At 70.8% G+C, this 23,476-nt stretch carries 21 protein-coding genes, 1 pseudogene and 1 riboswitch; of the genes and pseudogenes, 18 read left to right on the forward strand and 4 right to left on the reverse strand.

Features of this window, described 5'->3' with window-relative positions:
* Positions 1 to 20: 20 nt before the first annotated feature.
* Both arfA and O2L52_RS16120 read right to left on the reverse strand, forming a co-directional pair.
* On the reverse strand, positions 21 to 1,526 hold the full coding sequence (arfA, locus tag O2L52_RS16115; protein ID WP_270116734.1) for an arabinosylfuranosidase ArfA: 1,506 nt from the start codon (positions 1,524 to 1,526) through the stop codon (positions 21 to 23).
* A 138-nt stretch (positions 1,527 to 1,664) separates the two neighbouring features.
* A complete protein-coding gene (locus tag O2L52_RS16120; RefSeq protein ID WP_270116884.1) occupies positions 1,665 to 2,672 on the reverse strand; it encodes a LacI family DNA-binding transcriptional regulator in 1,008 nt (335 codons plus the stop codon).
* 277 nt (positions 2,673 to 2,949) lie between these two features.
* Between O2L52_RS16120 and O2L52_RS16125 the strand changes: the two genes are divergently transcribed.
* From O2L52_RS16125 to O2L52_RS16195, 16 genes and pseudogenes are all read left to right on the forward strand, one after another.
* Positions 2,950 to 3,345 carry an L-rhamnose mutarotase gene (locus tag O2L52_RS16125; protein ID WP_270116735.1) on the forward strand — a complete coding sequence of 132 codons (396 nt, stop codon included), beginning with the start codon at positions 2,950 to 2,952 and terminating at the stop codon, positions 3,343 to 3,345.
* Positions 3,342 to 4,511 carry an L-rhamnose isomerase gene (rhaI, locus tag O2L52_RS16130; protein ID WP_270116736.1) on the forward strand — a complete coding sequence of 390 codons (1,170 nt, stop codon included), beginning with the start codon at positions 3,342 to 3,344 and terminating at the stop codon, positions 4,509 to 4,511. The genes O2L52_RS16125 and rhaI overlap by 4 nt, the downstream gene beginning before the upstream one ends.
* A 4-nt stretch (positions 4,512 to 4,515) precedes the next feature.
* On the forward strand, positions 4,516 to 6,540 hold the full coding sequence (locus tag O2L52_RS16135) for a bifunctional aldolase/short-chain dehydrogenase (protein ID WP_270116737.1): 2,025 nt from the start codon (positions 4,516 to 4,518) through the stop codon (positions 6,538 to 6,540).
* The gene (locus O2L52_RS16140) at positions 6,537 to 7,982 is read left to right on the forward strand and encodes a rhamnulokinase (protein ID WP_270116738.1); all 1,446 of its coding nucleotides are present in this window, start codon (positions 6,537 to 6,539) and stop codon (positions 7,980 to 7,982) included. Before O2L52_RS16135 ends, O2L52_RS16140 begins: the two co-directional genes overlap by 4 nt.
* 81 nt (positions 7,983 to 8,063) lie before the next feature.
* Complete coding sequence (locus O2L52_RS16145) at positions 8,064 to 9,359, forward strand: ABC transporter substrate-binding protein (protein WP_270116739.1); 1,296 nt, start codon at positions 8,064 to 8,066, stop codon at positions 9,357 to 9,359.
* Between the two features lie 22 nt (positions 9,360 to 9,381).
* A complete protein-coding gene (locus tag O2L52_RS16150) occupies positions 9,382 to 10,371 on the forward strand; it encodes a carbohydrate ABC transporter permease (protein ID WP_270116740.1) in 990 nt (329 codons plus the stop codon).
* Positions 10,368 to 11,255 carry a carbohydrate ABC transporter permease gene (locus tag O2L52_RS16155; protein ID WP_270116741.1) on the forward strand — a complete coding sequence of 296 codons (888 nt, stop codon included), beginning with the start codon at positions 10,368 to 10,370 and terminating at the stop codon, positions 11,253 to 11,255. Before O2L52_RS16150 ends, O2L52_RS16155 begins: the two co-directional genes overlap by 4 nt.
* A 10-nt stretch (positions 11,256 to 11,265) precedes the next feature.
* Positions 11,266 to 11,862, forward strand: coding sequence for a DUF624 domain-containing protein (locus O2L52_RS16160; RefSeq protein WP_270116742.1), 597 nt, complete (start codon positions 11,266 to 11,268; stop codon positions 11,860 to 11,862).
* Between the two features lie 330 nt (positions 11,863 to 12,192).
* Positions 12,193 to 12,801, forward strand: a complete 609-nt coding sequence (locus tag O2L52_RS16165) for a CDP-alcohol phosphatidyltransferase family protein (RefSeq protein WP_270116743.1) — start codon at positions 12,193 to 12,195, stop codon at positions 12,799 to 12,801.
* A gap of 117 nt (positions 12,802 to 12,918) precedes the next feature.
* Positions 12,919 to 13,296, forward strand: coding sequence for a glycine cleavage system protein GcvH (gene gcvH / locus O2L52_RS16170; RefSeq protein ID WP_270116744.1), 378 nt, complete (start codon positions 12,919 to 12,921; stop codon positions 13,294 to 13,296).
* Positions 13,297 to 13,330: 34 nt separating this feature from the next.
* Positions 13,331 to 13,735, forward strand: a pseudogene (locus O2L52_RS25320) (FHA domain-containing protein); the annotation flags it as partial.
* A gap of 12 nt (positions 13,736 to 13,747) precedes the next feature.
* Positions 13,748 to 14,218: a bifunctional nuclease family protein gene (locus O2L52_RS25325; RefSeq protein WP_309299872.1), complete on the forward strand. Its 471-nt coding sequence runs from the start codon at positions 13,748 to 13,750 to the stop codon at positions 14,216 to 14,218.
* Between the two features lie 96 nt (positions 14,219 to 14,314).
* The gene (locus tag O2L52_RS16180) at positions 14,315 to 14,872 is read left to right on the forward strand and encodes a MerR family transcriptional regulator (protein ID WP_270116746.1); all 558 of its coding nucleotides are present in this window, start codon (positions 14,315 to 14,317) and stop codon (positions 14,870 to 14,872) included.
* Between the two features lie 21 nt (positions 14,873 to 14,893).
* Positions 14,894 to 14,994: riboswitch (glycine riboswitch) on the forward strand.
* A 78-nt stretch (positions 14,995 to 15,072) separates the two neighbouring features.
* Positions 15,073 to 17,925, forward strand: a complete 2,853-nt coding sequence (gene gcvP / locus O2L52_RS16185; protein WP_270116747.1) for an aminomethyl-transferring glycine dehydrogenase — start codon at positions 15,073 to 15,075, stop codon at positions 17,923 to 17,925.
* A 90-nt stretch (positions 17,926 to 18,015) separates the two neighbouring features.
* A complete protein-coding gene (locus O2L52_RS16190; protein WP_270116749.1) occupies positions 18,016 to 19,674 on the forward strand; it encodes a vWA domain-containing protein in 1,659 nt (552 codons plus the stop codon).
* Positions 19,675 to 19,741: 67 nt separating this feature from the next.
* Positions 19,742 to 20,893 carry a chorismate-binding protein gene (locus O2L52_RS16195; RefSeq protein ID WP_270116750.1) on the forward strand — a complete coding sequence of 384 codons (1,152 nt, stop codon included), beginning with the start codon at positions 19,742 to 19,744 and terminating at the stop codon, positions 20,891 to 20,893.
* Here the strand turns inward: O2L52_RS16195 and O2L52_RS16200 are convergent.
* Complete coding sequence (locus O2L52_RS16200; protein ID WP_270116751.1) at positions 20,890 to 21,141, reverse strand: hypothetical protein; 252 nt, start codon at positions 21,139 to 21,141, stop codon at positions 20,890 to 20,892. The two genes, O2L52_RS16195 and O2L52_RS16200, sit on opposite strands and share 4 nt — an antisense overlap.
* Positions 21,142 to 21,364: 223 nt before the next feature.
* Between O2L52_RS16200 and O2L52_RS16205 the strand changes: the two genes are divergently transcribed.
* The gene (locus O2L52_RS16205) at positions 21,365 to 21,733 is read left to right on the forward strand and encodes an ankyrin repeat domain-containing protein (RefSeq protein ID WP_270116752.1); all 369 of its coding nucleotides are present in this window, start codon (positions 21,365 to 21,367) and stop codon (positions 21,731 to 21,733) included.
* Here the strand turns inward: O2L52_RS16205 and O2L52_RS16210 are convergent, their stop codons facing one another.
* Positions 21,734 to 22,660 (reverse strand): LysR family transcriptional regulator, encoded by a 927-nt coding sequence (locus O2L52_RS16210; protein WP_270116753.1) that lies wholly within the window; start codon positions 22,658 to 22,660, stop codon positions 21,734 to 21,736.
* Positions 22,661 to 22,737: 77 nt separating this feature from the next.
* Here O2L52_RS16210 and O2L52_RS16215 point away from each other — a divergent pair, with 77 nt between their 5' ends.
* Entirely contained in the window at positions 22,738 to 23,475 is a 738-nt protein-coding gene (locus tag O2L52_RS16215) for a succinate dehydrogenase cytochrome b subunit (protein ID WP_270116754.1), read from the forward strand.
* Position 23,476: the final 1 nt, after the last annotated feature.

A 23,476-nucleotide genomic window follows, 5' to 3' on the forward strand; every position in this document is an offset into this window, starting at 1 on the left:
CCCGCTCTCGCGTTGCGCGCCTAAGCGATGCGGATCGTGTTCCAGCTCATCGCCGGCAGCTCCACAAAGGCCACACCGTCCTTGACGGTGATGCCGCCGTTGGCCACCGGGGCCACCCGGGTCTGGTCCTGCAGCGTGTTCTTCGCGTCCGGGTCCGCATCGGTCAGCGTCGAGCACGTCACGTCCCCGAGCCCGCCGAGCGAACCCAGGTCGATCTCCAGCGTCAGCGGCGTCTCGAGCTCGCGGTTGACCGCGAACACCGTGAACGTGCCGTCCTCGTTCGCGACCGCCACCGAGTGGAGCGCGGCCACGTCCCCGTACTTCTCGGTCGCGAACACCGGCGAGTCCGCGTTGACGCGCAGCACCTTGCCGCGCCCGAACTTCGAGGCCTCCGCGAACGGGAAGAACGTTGTCTGGCGCCACGCCGGCCCGTCCGGCTCGGTCATGATCGGCGCGATCACGTTCACCAGCTGCGCCAGGCACGCCGCGGTGACGCGGTCGCAGCGGCGTAGCAGCGTGATCAGCAGCGACCCGAACACGACCGCGTCCATCGCCGAGTACACGTCCTCGAGCTGCCGCGGCGCGACCGCCCACGGCTCCTCACGCTCACCGGTGGGCGCGTTCTGGTACCACACGTTCCACTCGTCGAACGAGATGTTGATCTTCTTGTCGCTCTTCAGCTTCGCGCCCACGGCGTCCGCAGTGGCGGTGACGCCGTCGATGAACAGCTCCATGTCCTGCGCCGAGGCCATGAACGACTTGAAGTCGCCGTTCTGCGGCTGGTAGTAGGCGTGGGCGGAGATGTAGTCCACCGACTCGTACGACTGCGTCAGGACCTCGGCCTCCCAAGCCCCGAACTCCGGCATGCCGCGCGAAGAGGACCCGCACGCGACCAGGTCCAGCTCAGGGTCGATGTACCGCATCGACCGCGCGACCTGGTCGGCGGTGCGGCCGTACTCGTGGGCGGTCTTCTGCCCGATCTGCCAGGGGCCGTCCATCTCGTTGCCAAGGCACCACAGCTTGATCCCGTAGGGCTCCTCGTCGCCGTGGGTGCGGCGCAGGTCCGACCAGTAGGTGCCGCCGGGGTGGTTGGCGTACTCGAGGAGGTCGAGGGCCTCCTGCAGGCCCCGGGTGCCGAGGTTGACGGCCATGTTCGGCTCGACGCCGACCGTGCGGCAGAACTTCATGAACTCCGAGAGCCCGAACTGGTTGGTCTCGGTGGTGCCCCAGGCGAGGTCCAGGCGGCGCGGCCGGTCCTCCTTGGGCCCGGTGCCGTCCTCCCAGCGGTAGCCGGAGACGAAGTTCCCGCCGGGGTAGCGGACCATCGTCGGTCCCAGCTCGCTGATGAGGTCGAGGACGTCCTGGCGCAGGCCGTCGGCGTTCGCGCTGGCGTGCCCCGGCTCGTAGATGCCGGTGTAGACGCACCGGCCCAGGTGCTCGACGAACGAGCCGAACAGCCGCTCGGGCACGTCGGCGACGGTGAAGCGCGGATCGAACTCGATGCGCGCGCGGTGGTGCTCGGCCATAATCGCCTCCTGGAAGGGTTCACTGGTGCTCGCCGGCGGCCCGCAGGGCGCGCGAGCGCTTGCCGGGCCGGTTGCGGTGACGCTACCAGACCCGAACTTTACCGTTACAGGAACGCTCGCGGGGCCGTCGCGACCTCGTCACAGCTCCTGCGACGTCGAGGCCCGTGCGACCAGTTCGGGCTGGAAGACCACGTTGCGGTGGGTGTGCCCGGCGCCCTCGCCGATCTCGTCGAACAAGAGCTGCGCGGCTGTGCGCCCCAGCTGCGAGCGCGGCTGGCGGATCGATGACAGCGGCACGGCCGCGGCGGCCGCGAAGTCGATGTCGTCGTAGCCGATGATCGCGCACTCCTGCGGGACCTTCACGCCGTGCATCGTCAACGCCTGCAAGGCACCCAGCGCCACGAGGTCGTTCGCGCAGAACATCGCGGTGGGCCGCTCCTCGAGACCGAGCATCTGCTCCACGGCCTCGCGCCCGGCGGCGAAGTTCAGCCCGGCGGTGGTGAAGACGTCGAGCGCTACACCGGTCTCGTCGCACACCTCGCGGCAGCCGGCGAGGCGGTCGGCGACCTGCGGGATCGAGGCCGGTCCGCCGACGAACGCGATCCGGGTGTGCCCGCGGTCGGCCAGGTGCTGGGCCGCGAGGCGGCCGCCGTGCACGTCGTCGACGGCGACGGAGCAGTGCGGGTGCCGCCCGGCGCCGCGGTCGACGAGCACGAGGGGGATGTCGTGGCCCGAGAGCCGCTCGATCCAGGAGGCGGAGGTGTCGTCGACGGGGGTGATGAGCAGGCCCAGGACCCGCTGCTCCTCGAGGATCTCGAGGTGGCGGCGCTCGCGGCGCACGTCCTCGCCGGAGTCGCAGACGGTGACGACGCCGCCGGCGGACTCGATGAGCGGTTCGGCGCCGCGCACGACGTCGGTGAAGAACGGGTTGGCCACGTCCAGCACGACCACCGCGACGGTGCGCGAGCGCCCGGCCCGCAGCTGGCGGGCGGAGTCGTTGCGGACGTAGCCGAGTTCGGCGATCGCGGCCTGCACCCGCGAGCGGGTCTCCTCGGCCACGGCCTCGGGCCGGTTGAGGACGTTGGAGACCGTTCCGACCGACACGCCCGCGGCGCGCGCGACGTCCTTCATGCTGGTTGTGGTCATCGTCACCTCACGAATGCTATCGGGAGCCCAGGGTAGTGCAGGGGTGCGCATCGACGGATCGACTGCTCTCACTGCCGGGCAGTGCCCGGCCCGTCGTTTGAAACGGTTCAACGGTAATCCCGGAGCTTGAGGAGCATATACCGAACCGTGTTCGAATTTCTTCCCGGTCTTGCCTTGACAACCTGAGGCCCGAGGGTTTTAACTTATCGAAATCCCTTCATGAATCGATTCAAAATGTGCGGGGCATCGACCGCGCACATCCCAGAGGAGGAACCCCTTGGCAGCCCCGACCAACGGCTTGCAAGCGCCTTCAAAGGCGCGCGTGTGCTTCACGCTCCGCGTCCAGCCCGATCGGCTCGACGAATACCGCGAACGCCACGCCGCCGTCTGGCCCGACATGCTCGCCGCACTCGCCGAGACCGGCTGGTCCAACTACTCGCTCTTCCTCGGCGACGACGGCCTCCTCGTCGGCTACCTGGAGACCGACGACTTCGACGCCGCCCGCTCCCAGATGGCCGACCGCGAGGTCAACGCCCGCTGGCAGGCCGAGATGGCCCCGTTCTTCGAAGGCACCGGCGGCGCCAACGCCGACGACGCCTTCAACATCCTCCCCGAAGTGTTCAACCTCGAGACCCAACTGGCCCAGGCCGCAGGTGAAGGAGCCGGCAAATGAGCGACCGCACTGAGAACGCCAAGCAGGTCCTCGCGGCCCAGACCATCGAACTGCCCTCCTGGGCCTTCGGCAACTCCGGCACCCGCTTCAAGGTCTTCGCCCAGCACGGCGTCCCCCGCGACCCCTACGAGAAGATCGCCGACGCCGCCCAGGTCAACCAGTACACCGGCGCCGCCGGATCCGTCGCCCTCCACATCCCCTGGGACAAGGTCGACGACTACCAGGCCCTCGCCGCCCACGCCGCCGACCACGGCATCGCCATCGGCACCATCAACTCCAACACCTTCCAAGACGACGACTACATGCTCGGCTCCGTCTGCCACCCCGACCCGGCCGTCCGCCGCAAGGCCACCGCGCACCTCCTCGAATGCGTCGACATCATGGACGCCACCGGCTCGCGCGACCTCAAGCTCTGGTTCGCCGACGGCACCAACTACCCCGGCCAGGACTCCATCGCCGACCGCCAGGACCGCCTCGCCGACGTCCTCGCCGAGGTCTACGCCCGCCTCGGCGACGACCAGCGCCTCCTCCTCGAATACAAGCTGTTCGAGCCGGCGTTCTACACCACCGACGTCCCCGACTGGGGCACCGCCTACGCGCACTGCCTCAAGCTCGGCCCCAAGGCGCAGGTCGTGATCGACACCGGCCACCACGCCCCGGGCACCAACATCGAGTTCATCGTCGCGCTGCTGCAGCGCGAAGGAAAGCTCGGCGGGTTCGACTTCAACTCGCGGTTCTACGCCGACGACGACCTCATGGTCGGCTCGGCCGACCCGTTCCAGCTGTTCCGGATCATGCACGAGCTGGCGCTGCGCGGCGCCGTGGGCCCGGACTCGGGCATCGCGTACATGCTCGACCAGTGCCACAACATCGAGCCGAAGATCCCCGGCCAGATCCGCTCGGTCATGAACGTCCAGGAGGCGACGGCCAAGGCGCTGCTCATCGACACCGACGCGCTCGCCGAGGCGCAGGCCGCCGGGGACGTGCTGGGCGCCAACGCCGTGCTCATGGACGCGTACAACACCGACGTGCGCCCGCTGCTCGCCGAGCTCCGCGAAGAGCAGGGCCTCGCGGCCGACCCGATGGCCGCCTACGCCGCCTCGGGGTACGCCGAGAAGATCAAAGCCGACCGCCAGGGCGGCCAGGCCGCCGGTTGGGGGGCCTAGGCGAATGGGTGCGGTACAGGACCTCATCGCCCGGTCGAATCGGCTGGGCGCGGACAAGCGGAACACGAACTTCGCGGGCGGCAACACGTCGGCGAAGGGGACGGAGACCGACCCGGTCACGGGTGAGCCGGTGGAGCTGTTGTGGGTCAAGGGCTCCGGCGGTGACCTCGGCACCTTGACCGAGGCCGGTCTGGCGGTGCTGCGGTTGGACCGGATGCGGGCCATGGTCGGCACCTACCCGGGTGTGGACGCCGAGGACGCGATGGTCGGCCGGTTCGACTACTGCCTGCACGGCCGCGGCGGGGCCGCACCGAGCATCGACACTGCGATGCACGGCCTGGTCGACGCTGCGCATGTCGACCACCTCCACCCCGACTCCGGGATCGCGTTCGCCACGGCCGCCGACGGTCCGGCCCTGACCAAGGAGTGTTTCGGCGACCGCGTGGTGTGGGTCGACTGGCGTCGCCCCGGGTTCCAACTGGGCCTGGACATCGCCGCGATCAAAGCCGCGAACCCGCAGGCCATCGGGTGCATCCTGGGCGGTCACGGCATCACCGCCTGGGGCGACACTTCCGAAGCGTGCGAAGCGAACTCCCTGGAGATCATCCGCGGCTGCGAAGCGTTCATCGCCGAACGCGGCAAGGCCGACCCGTTCGGCAAGCGGATCGCCGAGCCCCTGCCTGAACAGGCCCGCGCCGAGCGGGCCGCGGCCCTCGCCCCGGTCATCCGCGGCCTGGCCTCCCACGACAAGCGCCAGGTCGGGCACTTCACCGACGACGCCGTCGTCCTCGACTTCCTCGCCTCCGAGCGGATGCCCGAACTTGCGGCCCTGGGCACCTCGTGCCCGGACCACTTCCTGCGCACCAAGGTCCGGCCCATGGTCCTGGACCTTCCGCCAACCGCGCCCCTCGCAGACACGATCGCGCGCCTCCAAGAACTCCACACCGCCTACCGCGAGGACTACGCCGCCTACTACCAGCGGTTCGCCAGCGCGGACTCGCCGGCGATGCGCGGCGCGGACCCGGCGATCGTCCTCGTCCCCGGCGTCGGCATGTTCTCCTTCGGGCCCGACAAGAAGACCGCCCGCGTCGCCGGCGAGTTCTACGTCAACGCCATCAACGTGATGCGCGGCGCCGAAGCGATCTCCACGTACGCGCCGATCGACGAAGCCGAGAAGTTCCGCATCGAGTACTGGGACCTCGAAGAGGCCAAACTCCAGCGGCTCCCGGCGCCCAAGCCCCTCGCCGGACGCATCGCCCTCGTCACCGGCGCCGCCGGCGGCATCGGGAAGGCCACCGCCGAACGGCTCGCCGCTGAAGGCGCCTGCGTCGTCATCGCCGACCTCGATCTCGCGAAAGCGCAGGCGACCGCCGCCGAGATCGGCAACGCCGACACCGCGGTCGGCATCGCCTGCAACGTGACCGACGAAGCGGACGTCACCGCCGCGATCAACGCCGCGGCGCTCGCGTTCGGCGGTGTCGACCTCATCGTCAACAACGCCGGGCTCTCACTCTCCAAGCCCCTGCTGGAGACCACGGCCGCCGACTGGGACCTGCAGCATGACGTGATGGCGAAGGGCTCGTTCCTCGTCTCCCGGGAAGCCGCCCGCCTGATGGTCGCGCAGCGGATGGGCGGGGACATCGTCTACATCGCCTCCAAGAACTCCGTGTTCGCCGGGCCCAACAACATCGCGTACTCCGCGACCAAGGCCGACCAGGCCCACCAGGTCCGCCTCCTCGCCGCCGAACTCGGCGAACACGGCATCCGCGTCAACGGCATCAACCCCGACGGCGTCGTCCGCGGCTCCGGCATCTTCGCCGGCGGCTGGGGCGCCGAACGCGCCGCCGTCTACGGCGTCAAAGAAGAGAAGCTCGGCGAGTACTACGCCGGCCGCACCCTTCTCAAGAAAGAGGTGCTGCCGTCCTCGGTCGCCGACGCCGTCTACGCGCTCGTCGGACCCGACCTCGGCCTGACCACCGGCGTCCACCTCCCCGTCGACTCGGGCAACCCGCAAGGATTCCTGCGGTGACGCTCCTGGCCGCCGTCGACCTCGGCGCGACCTCCGGTCGCGTCATGGCCGCGCGCCTGCGCGGGGACCGGATCGAACTCGCCGAGGCCGCCCGGTTCCCCAACCGTTCGGTCAAAGTGCGCGGACGCCTCTACTGGGACGTCCTCGGCCTCTGGTCGGGCGTCCTCGAAGGCTTGCGCGCCGTCGGCGACGCCGCCGCGATCGGCGTCGACTCCTGGGCGGTCGACTACGGCCTGATCGATGCCGACGGCCACCTCGTGGCCAACCCCGTCAGCTACCGCGACGCCCGCGGCGCCGCCGCGAAAGCACGCGTCCTCGAACACGTCAGCGCCGCCGACCTGTTCGCCGCCACCGGCATCCAGCCCCAGCCGTTCAACACCGTCTTCCAACTCGCCGCCGAGACCGCCAGCGCCGACCGGGCGCTGCTGATCCCGGACCTCATCGGGTACTGGCTGTCCGGGGTCCGGGCGTGGGAGGCGACGAACGCCTCCACGACCGGGCTCGTGGACCTGGGGACCGGCGACTGGTCGGCCGGGCTGGCCGGGCGGGTCGGGGTCGACCTGGGTCTGCTCGGTCCGGTCACGGCGACCGGGACGGTGCTGGGTCCGGTGCTGCCGGAGGTCGCCGAGGCGACGGGGCTCGCCGCGTCGACGCAGGTGGTCGCGACGGCCAGCCACGACACGGCTGCCGCGGTCGCTGCGGTGCCGTATGAAGGGGATCGTGCCGCGTACATCTCGTGCGGGACGTGGTCGCTCGTCGGTGTCGAACGCGATGTTCCCGTCACGAGCGCTGAGGCGCTGGAGGCGGGGTTCACGAACGAGCGGGGCGCGGACGGTTCGATCCGGTTCCTGCGCAATGTCGCCGGGTTGTGGCTGCTCAACGAGTCGGTCAACGTGTGGCGGGCGCAGGGGCTCGCGGTGGACCTCGGGGGGCTGCTCGCCGAGGCGGCGGCCGTGGAGCGGCTGCGGTCGGTCGTGGACCCCGATGATGTGCGGTTCGCCGACCCGGGGGACATGCCGGCGCGGATTCGCGCCTATTGTTCCGAGACCGGGCAGCCGGTTCCGGAGACGTCGGCGGAGGTGGCGGCGTGCGTGCTGGACTCGCTCGCGCTGGCCCATCGCCGGGCGGTCGCGTCGCTGGAGGCCTTGACCGGGGATCCGGTTGAAACGTTGCACATCGTCGGTGGCGGTGCGAACAACGCGCTGCTGTGCCAGTTGACGGCCGATGCCACCGGTCGCACGGTCCTGGCCGGTCCTGACGAGGCCACCGCTTTGGGCAATGCCCTTGTCCAGGCCCAGGCGCTGGGGCTCATCGCTCCCGGTGCCCCGGCGCGGCGGGCGGTCGCCCGCGCCTCTGCCCGGCCGCGCCGCTACGAGCCCCGGGGCGCGGATGCGCCCTGGGGGCGTGCGGTGGCGCGGCTCCAGCCCGCCCGTGTCGCCTGAGGCGGCGCGGGGCAAGCGAACTGAATAGATCCTGAAGGCCCGCTTCGGCGGGACCCCTCTTATAAGAAGGAGCAATCAACGATGATGCGCAACCCTCACGGCCTCCGGCGCCGTTCGATCCTCACCGGTGCTTCGGCCGCCGCGGTCCTCGCCGCTGCCGCCGCGTGCGGTGAGGACGGTCCGGCCGGCACTGCCGACGACCCGATCGAGATCAACTTCGAGTGGTGGGGCGACGAGACCCGCGCCGAGCTCACGCAGCAGGCGGTCGACCTGTTCCAGGAGAAGAACGCCGGCATCAAGGTGCAGACGAACTTCGCGGACTTCCCGACGTACTGGGAGGGCATGACCGGTCGGATGGCCTCGCGGGACCTGCCCGACGTGTTCCAGATGGACTACTCGCGGCTGCGCCAGTTCGGCACCAGCGGCCTGCTCCTGCCCCTTGAAGGGGTCGTCAAGACCGACGACTTCCGGGCGGGTTTCCTGGACACCGCGACGCTCGACGGGCAGCTGCTCGCGGTCCCGGTCGCGGGCAACACCCTCGGCCTGATCTACCGCGCGGACTGGTTCGAGGGCAACGGCATCGCCGCGCCCGCGCCCGGTTACAGCTGGGACCAGTACGCGGCCGACATCTCGACGCTGACCCCCGCGCTCGGCGAGGGCAAGTGGGGCGGCGGCGACTGGGCGGGCGTGTACCACTTCATGGAGCTGTGGCTGCGCCAGCAGGGCGGCAGCTTCTACACCGAGGACGGCAAGGCCCTCAACTTCGAGGCGGCGCAGCTCGCCGAGTGGTGGACCTCCACCGCCGAGCTGTACGCGGCGGGGATGGTCCCGCCGGTGGAGACCACCATCGAATGGGTCGAGGGCGGCCTCGTCCAGGACAAGCTGGGCTCTGAGATCGGGTGGGACAACTTCATGCCCGGTTACGCGCCGACGGTGGAGGCCAACGGCGGGGCGCTCGCGCTCGCCGCGCCGCCGTCGCTGGACCCGGCGAACCTGGGCCTGTACCTGAAGCCGTCGATGCAGTTCGTGATCTCGGGTGCGACCGAGCAGGCCGAGGCTTCCGCGAAGCTCATCGACTTCCTCCTCGGCGACGCCGAGGCGATCAAGATCCTCGGCACCAGCCGCGGTGTTCCGGCGACCAACGCCGGCCTCGCGGGCGTGGAGATCGACCCGGCCACCCAGGCCGTGCTCGACTACGAGGAGTCCGTCGCCCAGTACCTGACCACGCCGCCGCCGGCCCCGCCGGCCGCGACCGGCGCGATCGAGGTCAAGTTCGGCGAGATCTACCAGCAGGTCCAGTACGGCGAGATGACCGCGCCGGAGGCTGCCGAACTGTTCTTCACCGAGGCCGAGACGCTGCTCGCCGCCGAGCAGTAAACCGATTTAAGGATCCTTCACCGTGTCAGCTTCACCCTCCACGACCGCGCGTCCCGCGGCGAAAGGGGCCGGAGCGCCGACCGCAGGCGGGGGACGGGGTTCGGCCAAGCGCCGCACCCCGATCTCCCGCCGCGGGGAGCGGCTCGTCGGCTATACCTTCATGACCCCTTGGATCATCGGGTCGCTCGTCTTCACCGTCGGGCCGATGCTGTGGTCGCTGTACCTGTCGTTCACCGACTACCACCTCATCCTCGGCGGCGACTTCATCGGCCTGGACAACTACCGGGCGATGTTCGACGACCCGATGTTCGGCCGGGCCGTCAAGGTGACGCTGCTGTACGTGCTGCTGGCCGTGCCGTTGAAGCTCATCGCGTCGCTGGCGGTGGCGATGCTCCTGACGCAGTCGCGGCGGGGCATCGGGTTCTACCGGGCGGCGTTCTACATGCCTTCGCTGATCGCCATGAGCGTGGGCATCGCGATCGTGTGGAAGGCGCTGTTCGCCGCCGGCGGCCCGCAGGACCAGTTCATGTCCTGGTTCGGGTGGGAGGGCGGCGGGTTCATCGGGAACCCGTCGGTGTCGATCCTGATGCTGGTGCTGCTCAGCGTGTGGACGTTCGGCGCGCCGATGGTCATCTTCATGGCCGGGCTCCTGCAGGTCCCGGCCGAGCTGCACGAGGCTGCCGAAGTTGACGGGGCGGGGAAGTGGCACCGGTTCGTGCACATCACGATCCCGATGCTGTCGCCGGTGATCTTCTTCAACGTGCTCATGGAGACCGTGCACGCGTTCCAGCTGTTCGGTCCGGCGTTCATCATCGGCGGCACGGCCGGCGGTCCCGCCTGGTCGACGCTGTTCTACACCGTCCGCATCTACGCGCTGGCGTTCGTGGACCTGCGCATGGGCTACGCGTCGGCGTGGGCGTGGATGCTGGTGCTCGCGGTCGGCGTGGTCACGCTGATCATGTTCCGGGCGGCGAAGAACCTCGTGTACTACGCAGGGGAGGACAACAAATGAGCGTCGCGACCGAAGCGCCGCGGGTGATCGCGCGCAAGAGGCGGACCGGGGCCGACCGGGCGAAGTCCGTGGCGTGGCACGTCGCCCTGCTGGCGGTGCTCGTGGTGGTGCTGTACCCGGCGTTCTGGGTGCTGACCGCGTCGGTGCGGGAGACCTCGGACATCCTGACGACGATCTCGCCGATCCCGACGTCGATCACGTGGGAGAACTTCGCGTCGGCCTTCGACGGGCTGGCGGGGATCCCGCTGTGGCGGTTCTTCTGGAACTCGTTCGTGATCGCCGCGCTGTCGGTGGTCGGCATCCTCGCGTCCTGCTCGATCACGGCGTACGCGCTGGGGCGCCTGGAGTTCCCCGGGCGCAAGGCGATGTTCGCGGTGGTCATCGCGACGCTGCTGCTGCCGGGCCAGGTCATGCTCATCCCGCAGTACCTGATCTTCGCGGAGATGGACGTGGTCAACACGATCTTCCCGCTGGTCATCGGGAAGTTCCTGGGGTTGGACGCGTTCTTCGTGTTCATGTACGTGCAGTTCCTGCGGGGGATCCCGCGCGAACTGGACCAGGCGGCGACGATCGACGGGGCCGGGCACTTCCGGATCTTCTTCTCGATCATGCTGCCGCTGCTGCGCCCGGCGATCGTGACCTCCTCGATCTTCACGTTCATCTGGTCGTGGAACGACTTCATGGGGCCCTTGATCTACCTGCACGAGATCGAGAAGTTCCCGCTGCCGCGCCTGCTGCAGTCCTACAACAACACCGAGGCCGTCTCCAACTACGGCGGCATGATGGCGATGACGCTGCTGTCGCTCGTCCCGGTGGTGCTGTTCTTCCTGGTGTTCCAGAAGTTCCTCATCAAGGGCATCGCCACGTCCGGTGTGAAGGGCTAGCGTGGCGGTCGTGGCACGCAGGAGGCAGGCATTCGGCGAGGGGTTCGCGCTCCTGGCCGAGTGCCTGCTGACCGGTGTGTGGCTGGTGCTGGCGGCACTGCCTGTGGTGACGCTGCCGGCGGCGCTGGCGGCGGCGGCGCGGCACGTGGCCGCCTACGTCGACGGCGAGTCGACCGGCTGGGGCGGCTTCTGGGCGGACTTCCGCATCGCGTGGCGCGAGTCGTGGCGTACGGGCCTCACGGTTGTGGGCGCCGCGCTGCTGCTGGCGCTGAACCTGCTCGTGCTGGCCCAGGAGGGCGTCCCGGGCCGCCCGGGGTTCGCGCTGGCGACGTTCGTCGTCGCGGGCCTGGCGGCGGCGGTGCTGCTGCGCGCGGCGGCCGCGTGGGCGCCGGGGGCGCGGTGGCGGTCCCTGTTCGCCGGGGCGCTCGCCGAGACGCGGGGCGACGCGTCGGGCACGGGCATCCTGGTCGGCGGCGTGGCGGTGCTCGCGGTGTGCGCGTGGATGCTGTGGCTGCTGGTGGTGCCCATGTCGGGCTGCTTGATCGGCGCGGCGGTCGCGGTGCGGCGGCGGCGCTTCGCCCGCGAAGCGGAGGACCGGGAGGTCTGATCCGAGGGCCGTGACGCCCCGGGACGGTCCGTTCGGGCCGCCTCGGGGTTGTTTCCTGTCACGTTTTCGGGACCGCCCCGCACCCATGTACCTCCCTAGTGGACGGTGTGGTGCGGGTCCCAGCTCGACCGCTCCCTCCCGGACCCGCCCGGAGGCCCCTTCAGCGGTGCGCAAATTCCGCGGTACAGGTGTCGGAGCCTCCGGTTAGAATCCAGATACACACCCACCGAACCGGACTTGACGAACCGCCCGCCGCACCGTCGGGCGAGAGGAGACCGACCCAGGGCACGCGGTCGCGCAGCGTCAGCGGGCCCCGCCGAGAGGACCGCCTTGAGCAAACCAGCAGCAGCGCCGCTCCCCGGTTGGGGCGTGTGGACGTGGCCCAACCTGGTCACCGCCGTGCGCCTCCTCGGCATCCCGCTGGTGTGCTACCTCCTGCTGGCCACCCAGTACTACTGGCAGGCCGCGATCATCCTCGCCGTCGGCGGCGGCACCGACTGGGTCGACGGCCAGCTCGCCCGGCGCCTGAACCAGGTCTCCAAGCTCGGCCGGCTCCTCGACCCGTTCGTCGACCGGCTGTACATCCTCTCCTCCCTGCTCATGCTCACCTTCCTGGGCCTCCTGCCGTGGCTGTTCGCGATCGTGGTGCTCCTGCGCGACGCCGTCATGGTCTCGATGGTCATCGTCCTGCGCTGGCACGGCTACGCGCCCCCGCAGGTCCACTTCCTCGGCAAGTGCGCCACCGCGATGGTGTTCATGTCCTTCCCGGTGCTCGTCATCGCCGGCCTCGTGGCCGACGCCGACGCCTGGGCCGCCCCGCTCGGCTGGGCGCTGGCCTGGTGGGGGCTGGGCCTGTACTGGCTCGCCGCCTTCGTGTACCTGCGCCAGGCCGCCGGGCTCCTGCGGACCGGCCGCCCGCAACCGAGCGTGGCCGCGTGAGTCCCGCGCGCCCATGATCACGAGCCGCGGCCCCGCCGCAGGCCGCCCGCGCCCGGGCGATACCGTCATGATCGTCCGACCCGCCTCCCGGCGGGGTTGCCAAGAAGGGAGCGCCAGGTGATTCCGGAGCAGTTGCGTTACACCGCGGAGCACGAGTGGATCGAAGCGCGAGAGGGCAAGGTCGTGCGCATCGGCATCACCGAGTTCGCGCAGAACGCGCTCGGCGACGTGGTATTCGTCCAGCTCCCGGAGGCAGGCGCCGAGGTTCGGGCCGGAGAGGTGGTCGGCGAAGTCGAGTCGACCAAGAGCGTCTCCGACGTGTACGCTCCGTTGACCGGTAAGATTCTTTCGTGCAATGACGAATTGTCGGAATCCCCGGAATTGGTGAACAGCGACCCCTATGCGGCGGGCTGGATGTTCGACATCGAGGTCGAGGATGCCGGCGCGCTCGCTGCTTTGCTCGACGCCGGAGCGTATGCGAAGCTTACGGAGTGACCAGAGGGTCCAGACTTGCAGAAGGTGGCAATCCATGACGCGTTCGAATGACGAGTTCCCTCCGCCGGATGTGACGGCCACGATGAACCTGTCCGCTCTCCAGGAGAGCGGCGAGGTCGACGCGGAGACGAACGCCGCGAACCTGGCGAGCTCGCTTCCCGCGGGAACCGCGCTGCTGCTCGTCCGCCGCGGACCGAACGCGGGCGCTCGCTTCCTGCTCAACCAGGAGGTGACCACCTCCGGGCGGCACCCCGATTCCGACATCTTCCTCGACGACGTGACCGTATCGCGGCGCCACGCCGAGTTCCACCGCGACGCGGCCGGATTCACCGTCCGCGACGTCGGCAGCCTCAACGGCACCTACGTCAACCGCGAGCGCGTGGAGACCGCGGGCCTGGGCAACGGCGACGAGGTCCAGATCGGCAAGTGGCGACCCGTTGGAGGCGAACCGGTGCGGATGATGACCGTAGTCGGGGTCCGCGTGGAACTCCCGAGCAACCAGCCGGTGGTCCTGCTCAAGGAGACCGAAGGCCACCGGTACCTGCCGATCTGGATCGGCACCGTCGAGGCCGCCGCGATCGCCTACCAGCAGCAGGACGTGCAGCTCTCCCGTCCGCTCACCCACGACCTCCTGCGCGACGTGCTCGACGCCCTCGACGTCACCCTCACCGCCGTCGAGATCACCGAACTGCGCGACACCGTCTACTTCGCCGAACTCGTGCTCGACGGCCGCACCCGCGTCTCCTCCCGCTCCTCCGACGCGATCGCGCTCGCCCTGCGGGCCGAAGCCCCCATCTGGTGCGCCGACGCCGTCCTCGACGAAGCCGGCGTGGTCCTCCCCGACACCCAGGAGGACGAAGTGGAGAAGTTCCGCGAGTTCCTCGAAGAGGTCACGCCCGAGGACTTCGGCGAGGGCGAGTAACCCCCCGCGAGCTGCCCGAGCTTTTCTCTCGTTCAGCCCATGGTGGAGGGTCGGGAAGCTTACGCTCACCTCGACACCACCTAGGGGAGGAAAGCCATGGACGCCCACAGTGAACCCGCAGGCCGACCGGCCGTCCCCCCCAACCAGATCCGCGGCTGGAGAGGCACCGCCGCCTGCCGCGTCGTCGGCATCTCCTACCGCCAACTCGACTACTGGGCCCGCACCGGCCTCGTCGAACCCTCCATCCGCCGCGCCTCCGGATCGGGCTCCAACCGGCTCTACTCCTTCCGCGACATCATCGTCCTGAAGGTCATCAAGCGCCTCCTCGACGCCGGCGTCTCCCTCCAGAACATCCGCAAGGCCGTCGAGGCCCTGCGCTCCCGCGGCGTCAAGGACCTCGCCGAGATCACCCTCATGTCCGACGGCTCCACCGTCTACGAATGCCGCTCCGCCGGCGAGGTCATCGACCTCCTCCGCGGCGGCCAGGGCGTCTTCGGCATCGCCGTGCGCACCACCGTCACCGAAGTCATGGGCCGCCTCGCCACGCTCCCGGGCGAAGCCCCGGTCAAGACCCCCACGCGCCTGCACCCGCCCGAGCAGACCCAAGGGCGCCACACCGGGGCCGTGCCCGGTCGACGACGCACCGCCTCCTGACCTACCATGGCCGCAGAGCCGCAAAACCGGGCGGGAGAGATCGTGGGCCACACGCGCTACACGGCACCGAAGGGGCAAGTCCCTCACTTCAAACTCTCAGGTACCAGGACCGCCCGGCACAGGCCGCTCTGGAGCTAGCAAGGCGCTGGTGACAGACGGGGGAGACCGCAACCGCCGTCGACCTGTCACCGGAGAGCCCCATGACCGACCGCTCATTCGCCGCCCGCCACATCGGCACCAGCGCCGCCGACCAGGACGCCATGCTCAAGACCGTCGGCCAGCCCGGCCTCGACGCGCTCATGGACGCCTGCATGCCCGCCCTCATCCGCTCCAGGGACGGCCTCGCCCTCCCCGCGGCCGTCTCCGAGACCCAGGCCCAGGCCGAACTCGCCGAACTCGCCGCCCAGAACCGCCCCGCCCGCTCCATGATCGGCCTCGGCTACTACGGCACCCACACCCCCGCCGTCATCCGCCGCAACGTCCTGGAGAACCCCTCCTGGTACACCGCGTACACGCCCTACCAGGCCGAGATCTCCCAAGGCCGCCTCGAAGCGCTCCTGAACTTCCAGACCATGTGCACCGACCTGACCGGCCTCGACATCGCCGGCGCGAGCCTCCTCGACGAGGCCACCGCCGCCGCCGAAGCCATGCTCCTCGCCCGCCGCGGCGCCAAGAAGACGGCCGGGGACGTCTTCGCCGTCGACCACCGCGTCCTCCCGCAGACCCTCGCGGTCCTGCGCACCCGCGCCGAACCGGTCGGCATCACCCTCCGCACCGCCGACCTCACCGACCCCGCCGCGATCCCCGACGGCGCCTTCGGCATCCTCCTGCAGTACCCCGGCGCCGACGGCACCGTCCACGACTGGACGCCCACCATCGAAGCCGCCCACGCGGCCGGCGCCCTCGTCACCGTCGCCGCCGACCTCCTCGCCCTCACCCTCCTGACCGCCCCCGGCGAACTCGGCGCCGACATCGCCGTCGGCTCCACCCAGCGCCTGGGCATGCCCATGGGCTTCGGCGGACCCCACGCCGGCTACATGGCCGTCCGCGACAGCCTCCAGCGCCAGCTCCCCGGCCGGCTCGTCGGCGTCTCCCGCGACTCCTCCGGCGCCCCCGCCCTGCGCCTCGCACTCCAAGCCCGCGAGCAGCACATCCGCCGCGAGAAGGCCACCAGCAACATCTGCACCGCCCAGGTGCTCCCGGCCGTCATCGCCGCCTCCTACGCCGTCTGGCACGGCCCCGAAGGCCTGCGCGGCATCGCCGAGCACGCCGCCCGGTCCGCCGCCCGCCTCGCCGCGTCCCTCGAGGCCGCCGGCATCACCCTCGCCGGCGACGCCTGCTTCGACACCGTCACCGCGACCGCGCCCGGCCACGCCGACGCGATCGTCGCAGCAGCCGCCGCCGCAGGCGTCAACCTCCACCGCGCCGACGCCGACACCGTCACCATCGCGTGCGACGAGACCACCACCGACGCCGACCTCCACGCCGTCTGCGACGCCTTCGGCGCGAGCCTCGCCGCCACCGCCGCGATCCGCATCCCCACCGGACTGCGCCGCGAGTCCGCGTACCTCACGCACCCGGTGTTCACCGCCCACCACTCCGAGACCGCGATGATGCGCTACCTCAAACGCCTGGCCGACAAGGACTACGGCCTCGACCGCGGCATGATCCCGCTCGGCTCCTGCACCATGAAGCTCAACGCCGCCGCCGAGATGGAGCCGATCAGCTGGCCCGAGTTCGCCGACGTCCACCCCCTCGCCCCCGCCGACCAGACCCGCGGCTGGCAGGCCCTCATCGAGCAGCTCGAGACCTGGCTCGCCGAAGTCTGCGGCTACGCCGCCGTCTCCGTCCAGCCCAACGCCGGCTCCCAAGGCGAACTCGCTGGACTCCTCGCCATCCGCGCCTGGCAGCACGACCGCGGCGAGACCGACCGCGACCTCTGCCTCATCCCCGCCAGCGCCCACGGCACCAACGCCGCCTCCGCGGTCCTCGCCGGGATGCGCGTCGTCGTCGTCGCATGCGACGAGACCGGGAACGTCGACCTCGCCGACCTCGACGCGAAGATCGAGCAGCACGCGGACCGCCTCGCGGCCATCATGGTCACCTACCCGTCCACGCACGGCGTGTACGAGGAGACGATCGTGGAGGTGTGCGCGAAGGTCCACGACGCGGGCGGGCAGGTGTACGTCGACGGCGCGAACCTCAACGCGCTGCTGGGGTGGGCGAAGCCGGGCCGGTTCGGGGCGGACGTGTCGCACCTGAACCTGCACAAGACGTTCTGCATCCCGCACGGCGGCGGCGGGCCCGGTGTGGGTCCGGTGGCCGTGGCCGAGCACCTGGTGCCGTTCCTGCCTTCGGACCCGATGGCGGCCGAGGCCGGGCCGGTGGGCCCGGTGTCGCAGGCGCGGTGGGGTTCGGCGGGGATCCTGCAGATCCCGTGGATGTACCTGCGGATGATGGGCGCCGAAGGCGTCACCGCGGCGACGGCGTCGGCGGTGCTGGCGGCGAACTACATCGCGGCGCGGCTGCGCGAGCACTACCCGGTGCTGTACACCGGCAAGCACGGGCTCGTCGCGCACGAGTGCATCCTCGACCTGCGGGAGCTGTCGCGGACCTCGGGCGTCACCGTGGAGGACGTGGCGAAGCGGCTCATCGACTACGGGTTCCACGCGCCGACGATGTCGTTCCCGGTGGCGGGGACGCTCATGGTCGAGCCGACCGAGTCGGAGGACCTGGCCGAGCTGGACCGGTTCTGCGACGCGATGATCGCCATCCGCGCCGAGATCGACGCGGTCGCGTCCGGCCAGGTCGCGGTGGAGGACTCGGCGCTGCGCGCCGCCCCGCACACCGCGGCCGTGGTCACGGCCGACGCGTGGGACCGGGCGTATGCGCGGTCGGCGGCCGCGTGGCCGGCCGGGACCGGGCAGGCGCACGCGTCGCAGGGTTCGACGAGCGCGGCGAAGTACTGGCCGCCGGTCGGGCGTATCGACAATGCGTGGGGGGACCGGAACCTGGCGTGCACGTGCCCGCCTGTCGAGGCCTTCGGGGAGTAGCCGAACGCGGGCCCCGCTCACCACAGTGGGCGGGGCCTGAGGCAGGGGCTTTACACTGGGCGCCGACGATTCCCCCCAGGAGTGAAGCTGATGGTTTTCGGTACCACGCACAAGGTGAGGTCGCACCGGCTCGGGCGGCGACGCAAGAAGGGCGGCAATCGCATGGTGGTGGCCCCCTGGATCGTGATCACCCTCGTGTGCGTGGTCGTCGCCTCGGGCCTGACCTGGGGTTTCGTGGCCCTCATGCGCTCGGGCTGCTCGGGCCCGATCTACCGGGTGAGCGTCGCGGCCGCGCCGAGCCTGGCCGGGACCCTGCAGGACGCCGCGCAGGCGTGGGAGGCGACCGGGCCGGAGGCGAGCACGGGGCAGTGCATCGGCGCGGAGATCCGCGAGGTGGGGGCCGCCGAGGCCTCACGGGCCATCAGCGGCGACTGGGACGAGGTCTCGCTGGGCAAGCGGCCCATCGCGTGGGTCCCGGACTCGCAGGCGTGGGCGTCGTGGCTGGCCTCGAACGAGACCACCGCCGGGTACGTGAACTCGGACCCGCTCGTGCTCGGCCAGGCCGCCTCGGTGCTCGCCGTCCCGTCGTCGAAGGCCGCTGAACTGGGCTGGGAGGGCGCGCCGCCGACGTGGGCCGATGTCCTCGCCGCCGCCCAGGAGGGGACCATCACGCTCGCCGCCGCGAATCCGCGCACGTCCACCGAGGGCCTGGTGGCGATGCTGAACGCCACCGGCGACGGTTCGGGGACGTTCGCCCCTGAGGCCATGGACACGTGGAAGGCCGCGATCGGCAGCACCGCGCTGGCCGACAGCGCCGGTGAGCAGCTCGCGGCCTATATCGACGCGCCTGATCCGGCCCGGGTGGTCACGGCCCTGGACTACCAGGTGGAGGACTTCAACCGCGACAACGCCCCGGCCGATCCGCTCGTGGCGGTGACGCCGTCCGATTCGCGGGTGAGCGCCGTGGCCACGTACCTGGTGCTCGGCGGGGGCTGGGTCTCGGAGTCGGATGCGGCGATCGCGGAGGCGTTCGGCGGCTACCTCGAGGGCGAGGTCGGCTCCGGCGGGTTCGAGGACACCGAGCTGGCGCCCGTGGACGACCCCGCGGCGGCGCTGGCGCAGACCACGCCCGAGGTCGTGGGCGAGGCCGTGCGGACCTGGCAGGTCGGGCGCGAGGACCTGCACGTGCTGTTCCTGGTCGACCGGTCCTCGACCACGAACGGCGAGACCGTCGCGTACAACGGTGAGGACCTCACGGCGGGGGACGCGGCGGTGCAGACGGCGATCGCGACCGTGCGAGCCATGGAGTCGACCTATCGGGTCGGCATGTGGGAGTACGGGGTCGGCGCGGGGGAGGACGTGCCGTACCGGGAGGTCTCGGGCTTGACCGAGCTCTCGGAGGACGGGCGCGGCAACCTGGAGACCGACCTGTACGACGTCTCCGACAACAGCTATGAGGGCGGTTCGCCGCTGTACGACACGCTGGTGGCCGCGAGCGAGTTCATGAACGGGCAGGCCGCCGACGGCGCGCTGTCGGTGATCGTGGTGCTGACCAATGCGAGTCAGGACGAGGTCAGCGCGGGCAGCGCGGAGGCCACCGCGGAGCAGCTGGCCGGCCCGACGGTGGTGTACACGGTCGGGTTCGGCGAGACGGACCCGGCGAATTTGACGACGCTCGCCGAGGCCACCGGGGGCGCCTATATCGACGCGCCGGAGGAGGGCGACGTGCTCGCCGCCATCGGCGGCTGAACGAGCGTCCGGTGAGGTGAGCCACACGGCTCGGGCCGCGGGGCCCGGACCCGGTGATACTGGAGCCATGCCGAACTTCCGCGCCGTCCGCCCCGCCCCGCCAGGGGCGCCCGCGGCGTGCCGGGACCGGCTCGTCGAGGTTGACCGGCTCGAATGGCGCCTGGGCGACGGCGGCGATCCGGCCGTGCTCGCCGCCGGGTTCCGCGCCCGCCACCTCGCCGGCACTGCCGGCCATGCGGAGCACGCCGAGCATGACGGTTCGGTCTGCGGCGTGGCGGTGCTCGTCTCGGCCGCCGCCGGGGCGTTCATGATCGGGGGCGCGACCGGCGCCCCCAGCCCGGTTCCGGCCGTGCCGGACCTCGCGCTCGTCGCCTACGCGCACGGCCCCGCCCGCGAGCGCGACACGCCCGGCCCGTTCACCGTCGACGCGTGGGAGGCCTCCTGGTCGGGCGCCGACCACGCCAAGGCCGTCACCGCCGTCCAGGACGCCATCGCCCGCGGCGACGTGTACGTCGCCAACATCGTGGGCCACCGGCGCGCCCGCTGGAGCGGCGACCCCGCCGCCCTCGCCGAAGCGGCCTCCACAGTGACCGGTGCGACCTGGGGCGGCGTCCTCGCCGGCGACGACTGGCTCGTCGCCTCCGGGTCGCCCGAGTGCTTCCTCACCGCCGACGACGCGACCGCGGCGACCTACCCCATCAAAGGCACCGCACCGGCCACAGAGGACGGACGGGCCGCACTGCTGTCCTCCGTCAAAGAACGCGCCGAGCACGTCATGATCGTCGACCTCGAACGCAACGACCTCGCGCAAGTGGCCGCCCCCGGCACCGTCACGGTGAAGGACCTCTTCCATATCGGCCGCTGGGCCAACCTGTGGCAGGCCGAGTCCACCGTCACCGCCGACCTCGCCCCCGGCACCGGCTTCACCGACCTCCTGCGCGCCATGTGCCCGCCCGGATCGGTCACCGGCGCACCCAAACTCGCCGTCCTCGACCTCGTCGGCGGCCTCGAACCGGTCGGCCGCGGCCCCGCGATGGGCGCCTTCGGGTACCTCACCGGCCGCCAGGCCCGCCTGGGCGTCACCATCCGCACCGTCGCCCTCGACGCCGAGCACGCCCACATCTGGTCCGGCGGCGGCATCACCTGGCGCTCCGACCCCGAAGCCGAAGTGGCCGAAGCCGAAGCGAAAGCCGCCGGCGTCGCCGCCGCCCTCGCCTAAGCGCGCGCCGAACGCCAGATCGCCAGCGTCTGCTCCTTCGCCTGCTCCCGCAACGCATCCGGCCACTCCGCCCGGTACAGGCGCAGCCGCGGCGTCGAGGAGTCGAGCTCGACCACGCACCCCAGCGCCATCGGCGGATCGGGGTGCACGCGGCGCAGCCACACGGTCCCGTTATTGCCGTCGTCCCCGCTCACTTGAATAGTGCGATGCTCCAATTGGAACTGCCCTAGGATTTTCGGCTCGCTCATGCCCGAGTCCTCACCGTTTGTGTCCCACCGTTAGAAGGAACCGCGGAGGACTCGTGTCAGCGAAGCGCCCGCGCGGGCCCGCCTCAATCTTTGCCACCCCCGCGCAGCCGTGTCAATACCCGGCCGGGCACCTGCGAGGGTGAACTCCACTGGGAGCGGTCCATTGCGGAGGCCCCGCACGAACCCGTACGTTCACCCGTCCGGGTGTGAAAAGCTGAGGCACGTGAGCGATGACGAGGATTTCAACGACATAGCCGAAGCCGCCTTCGACCTGGCCCGCACCGGCGAAGCCGAGCGACTGATCCGCTTCGTCACCACGGGCCTTCCGGTCGACCTGGTGAACGGCTCCGGCGACTCCCTGCTGATGCTGGCCGCCTACCACGGCCACGCCGACACCGTCCGCGCCCTGATCAAGGCCGGCGCCGACATCGAACGACGCAACGACCGCGACCAGTCCCCGCTCGCCGGAGCGGTCTTCAAGGACTACCGCGACGTCGTCGCCGTCCTCCTCGACGCCGGCGCCGACCCCGACGCCGGCACCCCCTCCGCCCGCCAGATCGCCGCCATGTTCGCCAGAGACACCTTCACGTAGTCAGAGGGCCTGCATGCCCTGCGGCAACCGCCCCCAGGCGTGCAGGTCCGTCAAATGCGCCTCCAGCGACGCCGCGAACGCCCCCGCCGCCTTCGTCAGCGGCGCCTCCCGCCGCGCCGCCAGCGCGATCGTGCGGCTCGCCCCCGGCGGCGCCAGCGGCGTCGCCCGCAGCCCCGGGCGCCCCGCCGCGATCATCGCCGGCAGCAGCGCGATCCCCAGCCCCGCCTCCACCAGGGACGCCACCGCGTCCGTCGCGCCACCGTCCACGCCCGTGCGCGGCGTGAACCCCGCCGCCTCGCACGTGGAGATCGTCAGGTCCCGCAGGTCGTAGCCGTGCGCAGGGAGCACGAACGCCTGCTCCCGCAGCTGCGGCAGCCCGATGAACCCCTGCCGCGTCAGCGGCGGCAGGTGCGCCGCCGAGGCCACCACGAGCGCCTCCGACAGGAGCGGCTGCACGCTCAACCCGGCCACCTCGGCCATGTCGCCCACCGTGAACGCCAGGTCCAGGTCCCCGGCCGACAGGTGGTCGGTCAGCGGCCCCGAGCCGTCCTCGGTCAACGTCACCGTCACCCCCGGGTGCGCCTCCAGGTACCGGGTCAGCAGCGGCGCGATCAGCCACGAGCACAGCGACGGCGTCGCCCCCAGGCGCAGGTGCCCGGCGCGCACGGCGAGCACGTCGTCGATGTCCGACCGGGCCGCCGTCACCGCCGCCGTGATCCGCCGGGCGTGCGGCAGCAGGGTCTGGCCCGCGTCGGTCAGTTCGATCCGGCCCCGCGCGCGCGTGAACAGCGGCGCGCCCAGCTCGGATTCGAGCGCCTGGATCTGCTTGCTCAATGACGGTTGTGTCACACCGAGGTCTTCGGCCGCATGAGTGAAATGCCGGGTTTGTGCGACAGCGAGAAAGGCCTGGAGTTGCTGCGGACGCATGTTCATAACCTAACGGCATCAAAGAGGGCCACGCCATGAATTGGACCCGTGACCCGCATCGCGTCTAGCCTCTGGACGTGTCTACGGATTTGCAGAAACGCCCCGCCGCGAGGCCGGACCGACGCCCCCGAGCGCCCCAAGCACCATGGCGCTCCAACATCGGCCTGAAGATCGCCATGGCGGTCTCCGGCATCCTCCTCGTGCTGTTCCTCGTCGCCCACATGGCCGGCAACCTGCACGTGTTCGAGGGCCGCGAGGAGATGAACGAGTACGCCCACGGCCTGCGCACCCTCGGTGAACCGCTCCTGCCCCACGAGAGCATCCTGTGGATCCTGCGCATCGGCCTCATCGCCTGCGCCGTCGTCCACATCTGGTCCGCCGTCGTCCTCACCCGCCGCGCCCTCCAGGCCCGCCCCGTCCGGTACGCGTCCAAGAAGCCCGCCAAGGGCGAGTCGCGCCACGCCGTCGCCACCATGCGCTGGGGCGCGATCGTCGTCTTCCTCTTCATCATCTGGCACCTGCTGGACCTCACGTTCCGCACCGTGAACCCGGTCAAGGACGTCCCCGACGCCTACGGCGCCGTCATCGCCACGTTCAGCCCCGAGCGCTGGCCGGTCACCGTGTTCTACCTGCTGGCGCTGTTCGCGCTGTTCTTCCACCTGCGCCACGGCATCTGGTCGGCCGTGCAGACCATCGCCGGCCCGGACACGAAGTGGCGCAAGCGCACTCAGGCGATCGGCCTTTTCGTCGCCCTCATCATCGTCTTGGGGTTCGCCATCGTCCCCATCTCGGTCACGTTCGGACTGGTGAACTGAT

The sequence above is a fragment of the Glycomyces algeriensis genome (assembly GCF_027622855.1).
In the GTDB taxonomy this organism is placed as follows: domain Bacteria; phylum Actinomycetota; class Actinomycetes; order Mycobacteriales; family Micromonosporaceae; genus Glycomyces; species Glycomyces algeriensis.

What these genes read in the sequence shown, in the direction of transcription:
- arfA (WP_270116734.1), bottom strand. Translation starts at nt 1,526, where the DNA reads ATGGCCGAGCACCACCGCGCGCGCATCGAGTTCGATCCGCGCTTCACC.
- O2L52_RS16120 (WP_270116884.1), bottom strand. Translation starts at nt 2,672, where the DNA reads ATGACCACAACCAGCATGAAGGACGTCGCGCGCGCCGCGGGCGTGTCG.
- rhaI (WP_270116736.1), top strand. Translation starts at nt 3,342, where the DNA reads ATGAGCGACCGCACTGAGAACGCCAAGCAGGTCCTCGCGGCCCAGACC.
- O2L52_RS16135 (WP_270116737.1), top strand. Translation starts at nt 4,516, where the DNA reads ATGGGTGCGGTACAGGACCTCATCGCCCGGTCGAATCGGCTGGGCGCG.
- O2L52_RS16145 (WP_270116739.1), top strand. Translation starts at nt 8,064, where the DNA reads ATGATGCGCAACCCTCACGGCCTCCGGCGCCGTTCGATCCTCACCGGT.
- O2L52_RS16155 (WP_270116741.1), top strand. Translation starts at nt 10,368, where the DNA reads ATGAGCGTCGCGACCGAAGCGCCGCGGGTGATCGCGCGCAAGAGGCGG.
- O2L52_RS16180 (WP_270116746.1), top strand. Translation starts at nt 14,315, where the DNA reads ATGGACGCCCACAGTGAACCCGCAGGCCGACCGGCCGTCCCCCCCAAC.
- gcvP (WP_270116747.1), top strand. Translation starts at nt 15,073, where the DNA reads ATGACCGACCGCTCATTCGCCGCCCGCCACATCGGCACCAGCGCCGCC.
- O2L52_RS16190 (WP_270116749.1), top strand. Translation starts at nt 18,016, where the DNA reads ATGGTTTTCGGTACCACGCACAAGGTGAGGTCGCACCGGCTCGGGCGG.
- O2L52_RS16195 (WP_270116750.1), top strand. Translation starts at nt 19,742, where the DNA reads ATGCCGAACTTCCGCGCCGTCCGCCCCGCCCCGCCAGGGGCGCCCGCG.
- O2L52_RS16200 (WP_270116751.1), bottom strand. Translation starts at nt 21,141, where the DNA reads ATGAGCGAGCCGAAAATCCTAGGGCAGTTCCAATTGGAGCATCGCACT.
- O2L52_RS16210 (WP_270116753.1), bottom strand. Translation starts at nt 22,660, where the DNA reads ATGCGTCCGCAGCAACTCCAGGCCTTTCTCGCTGTCGCACAAACCCGG.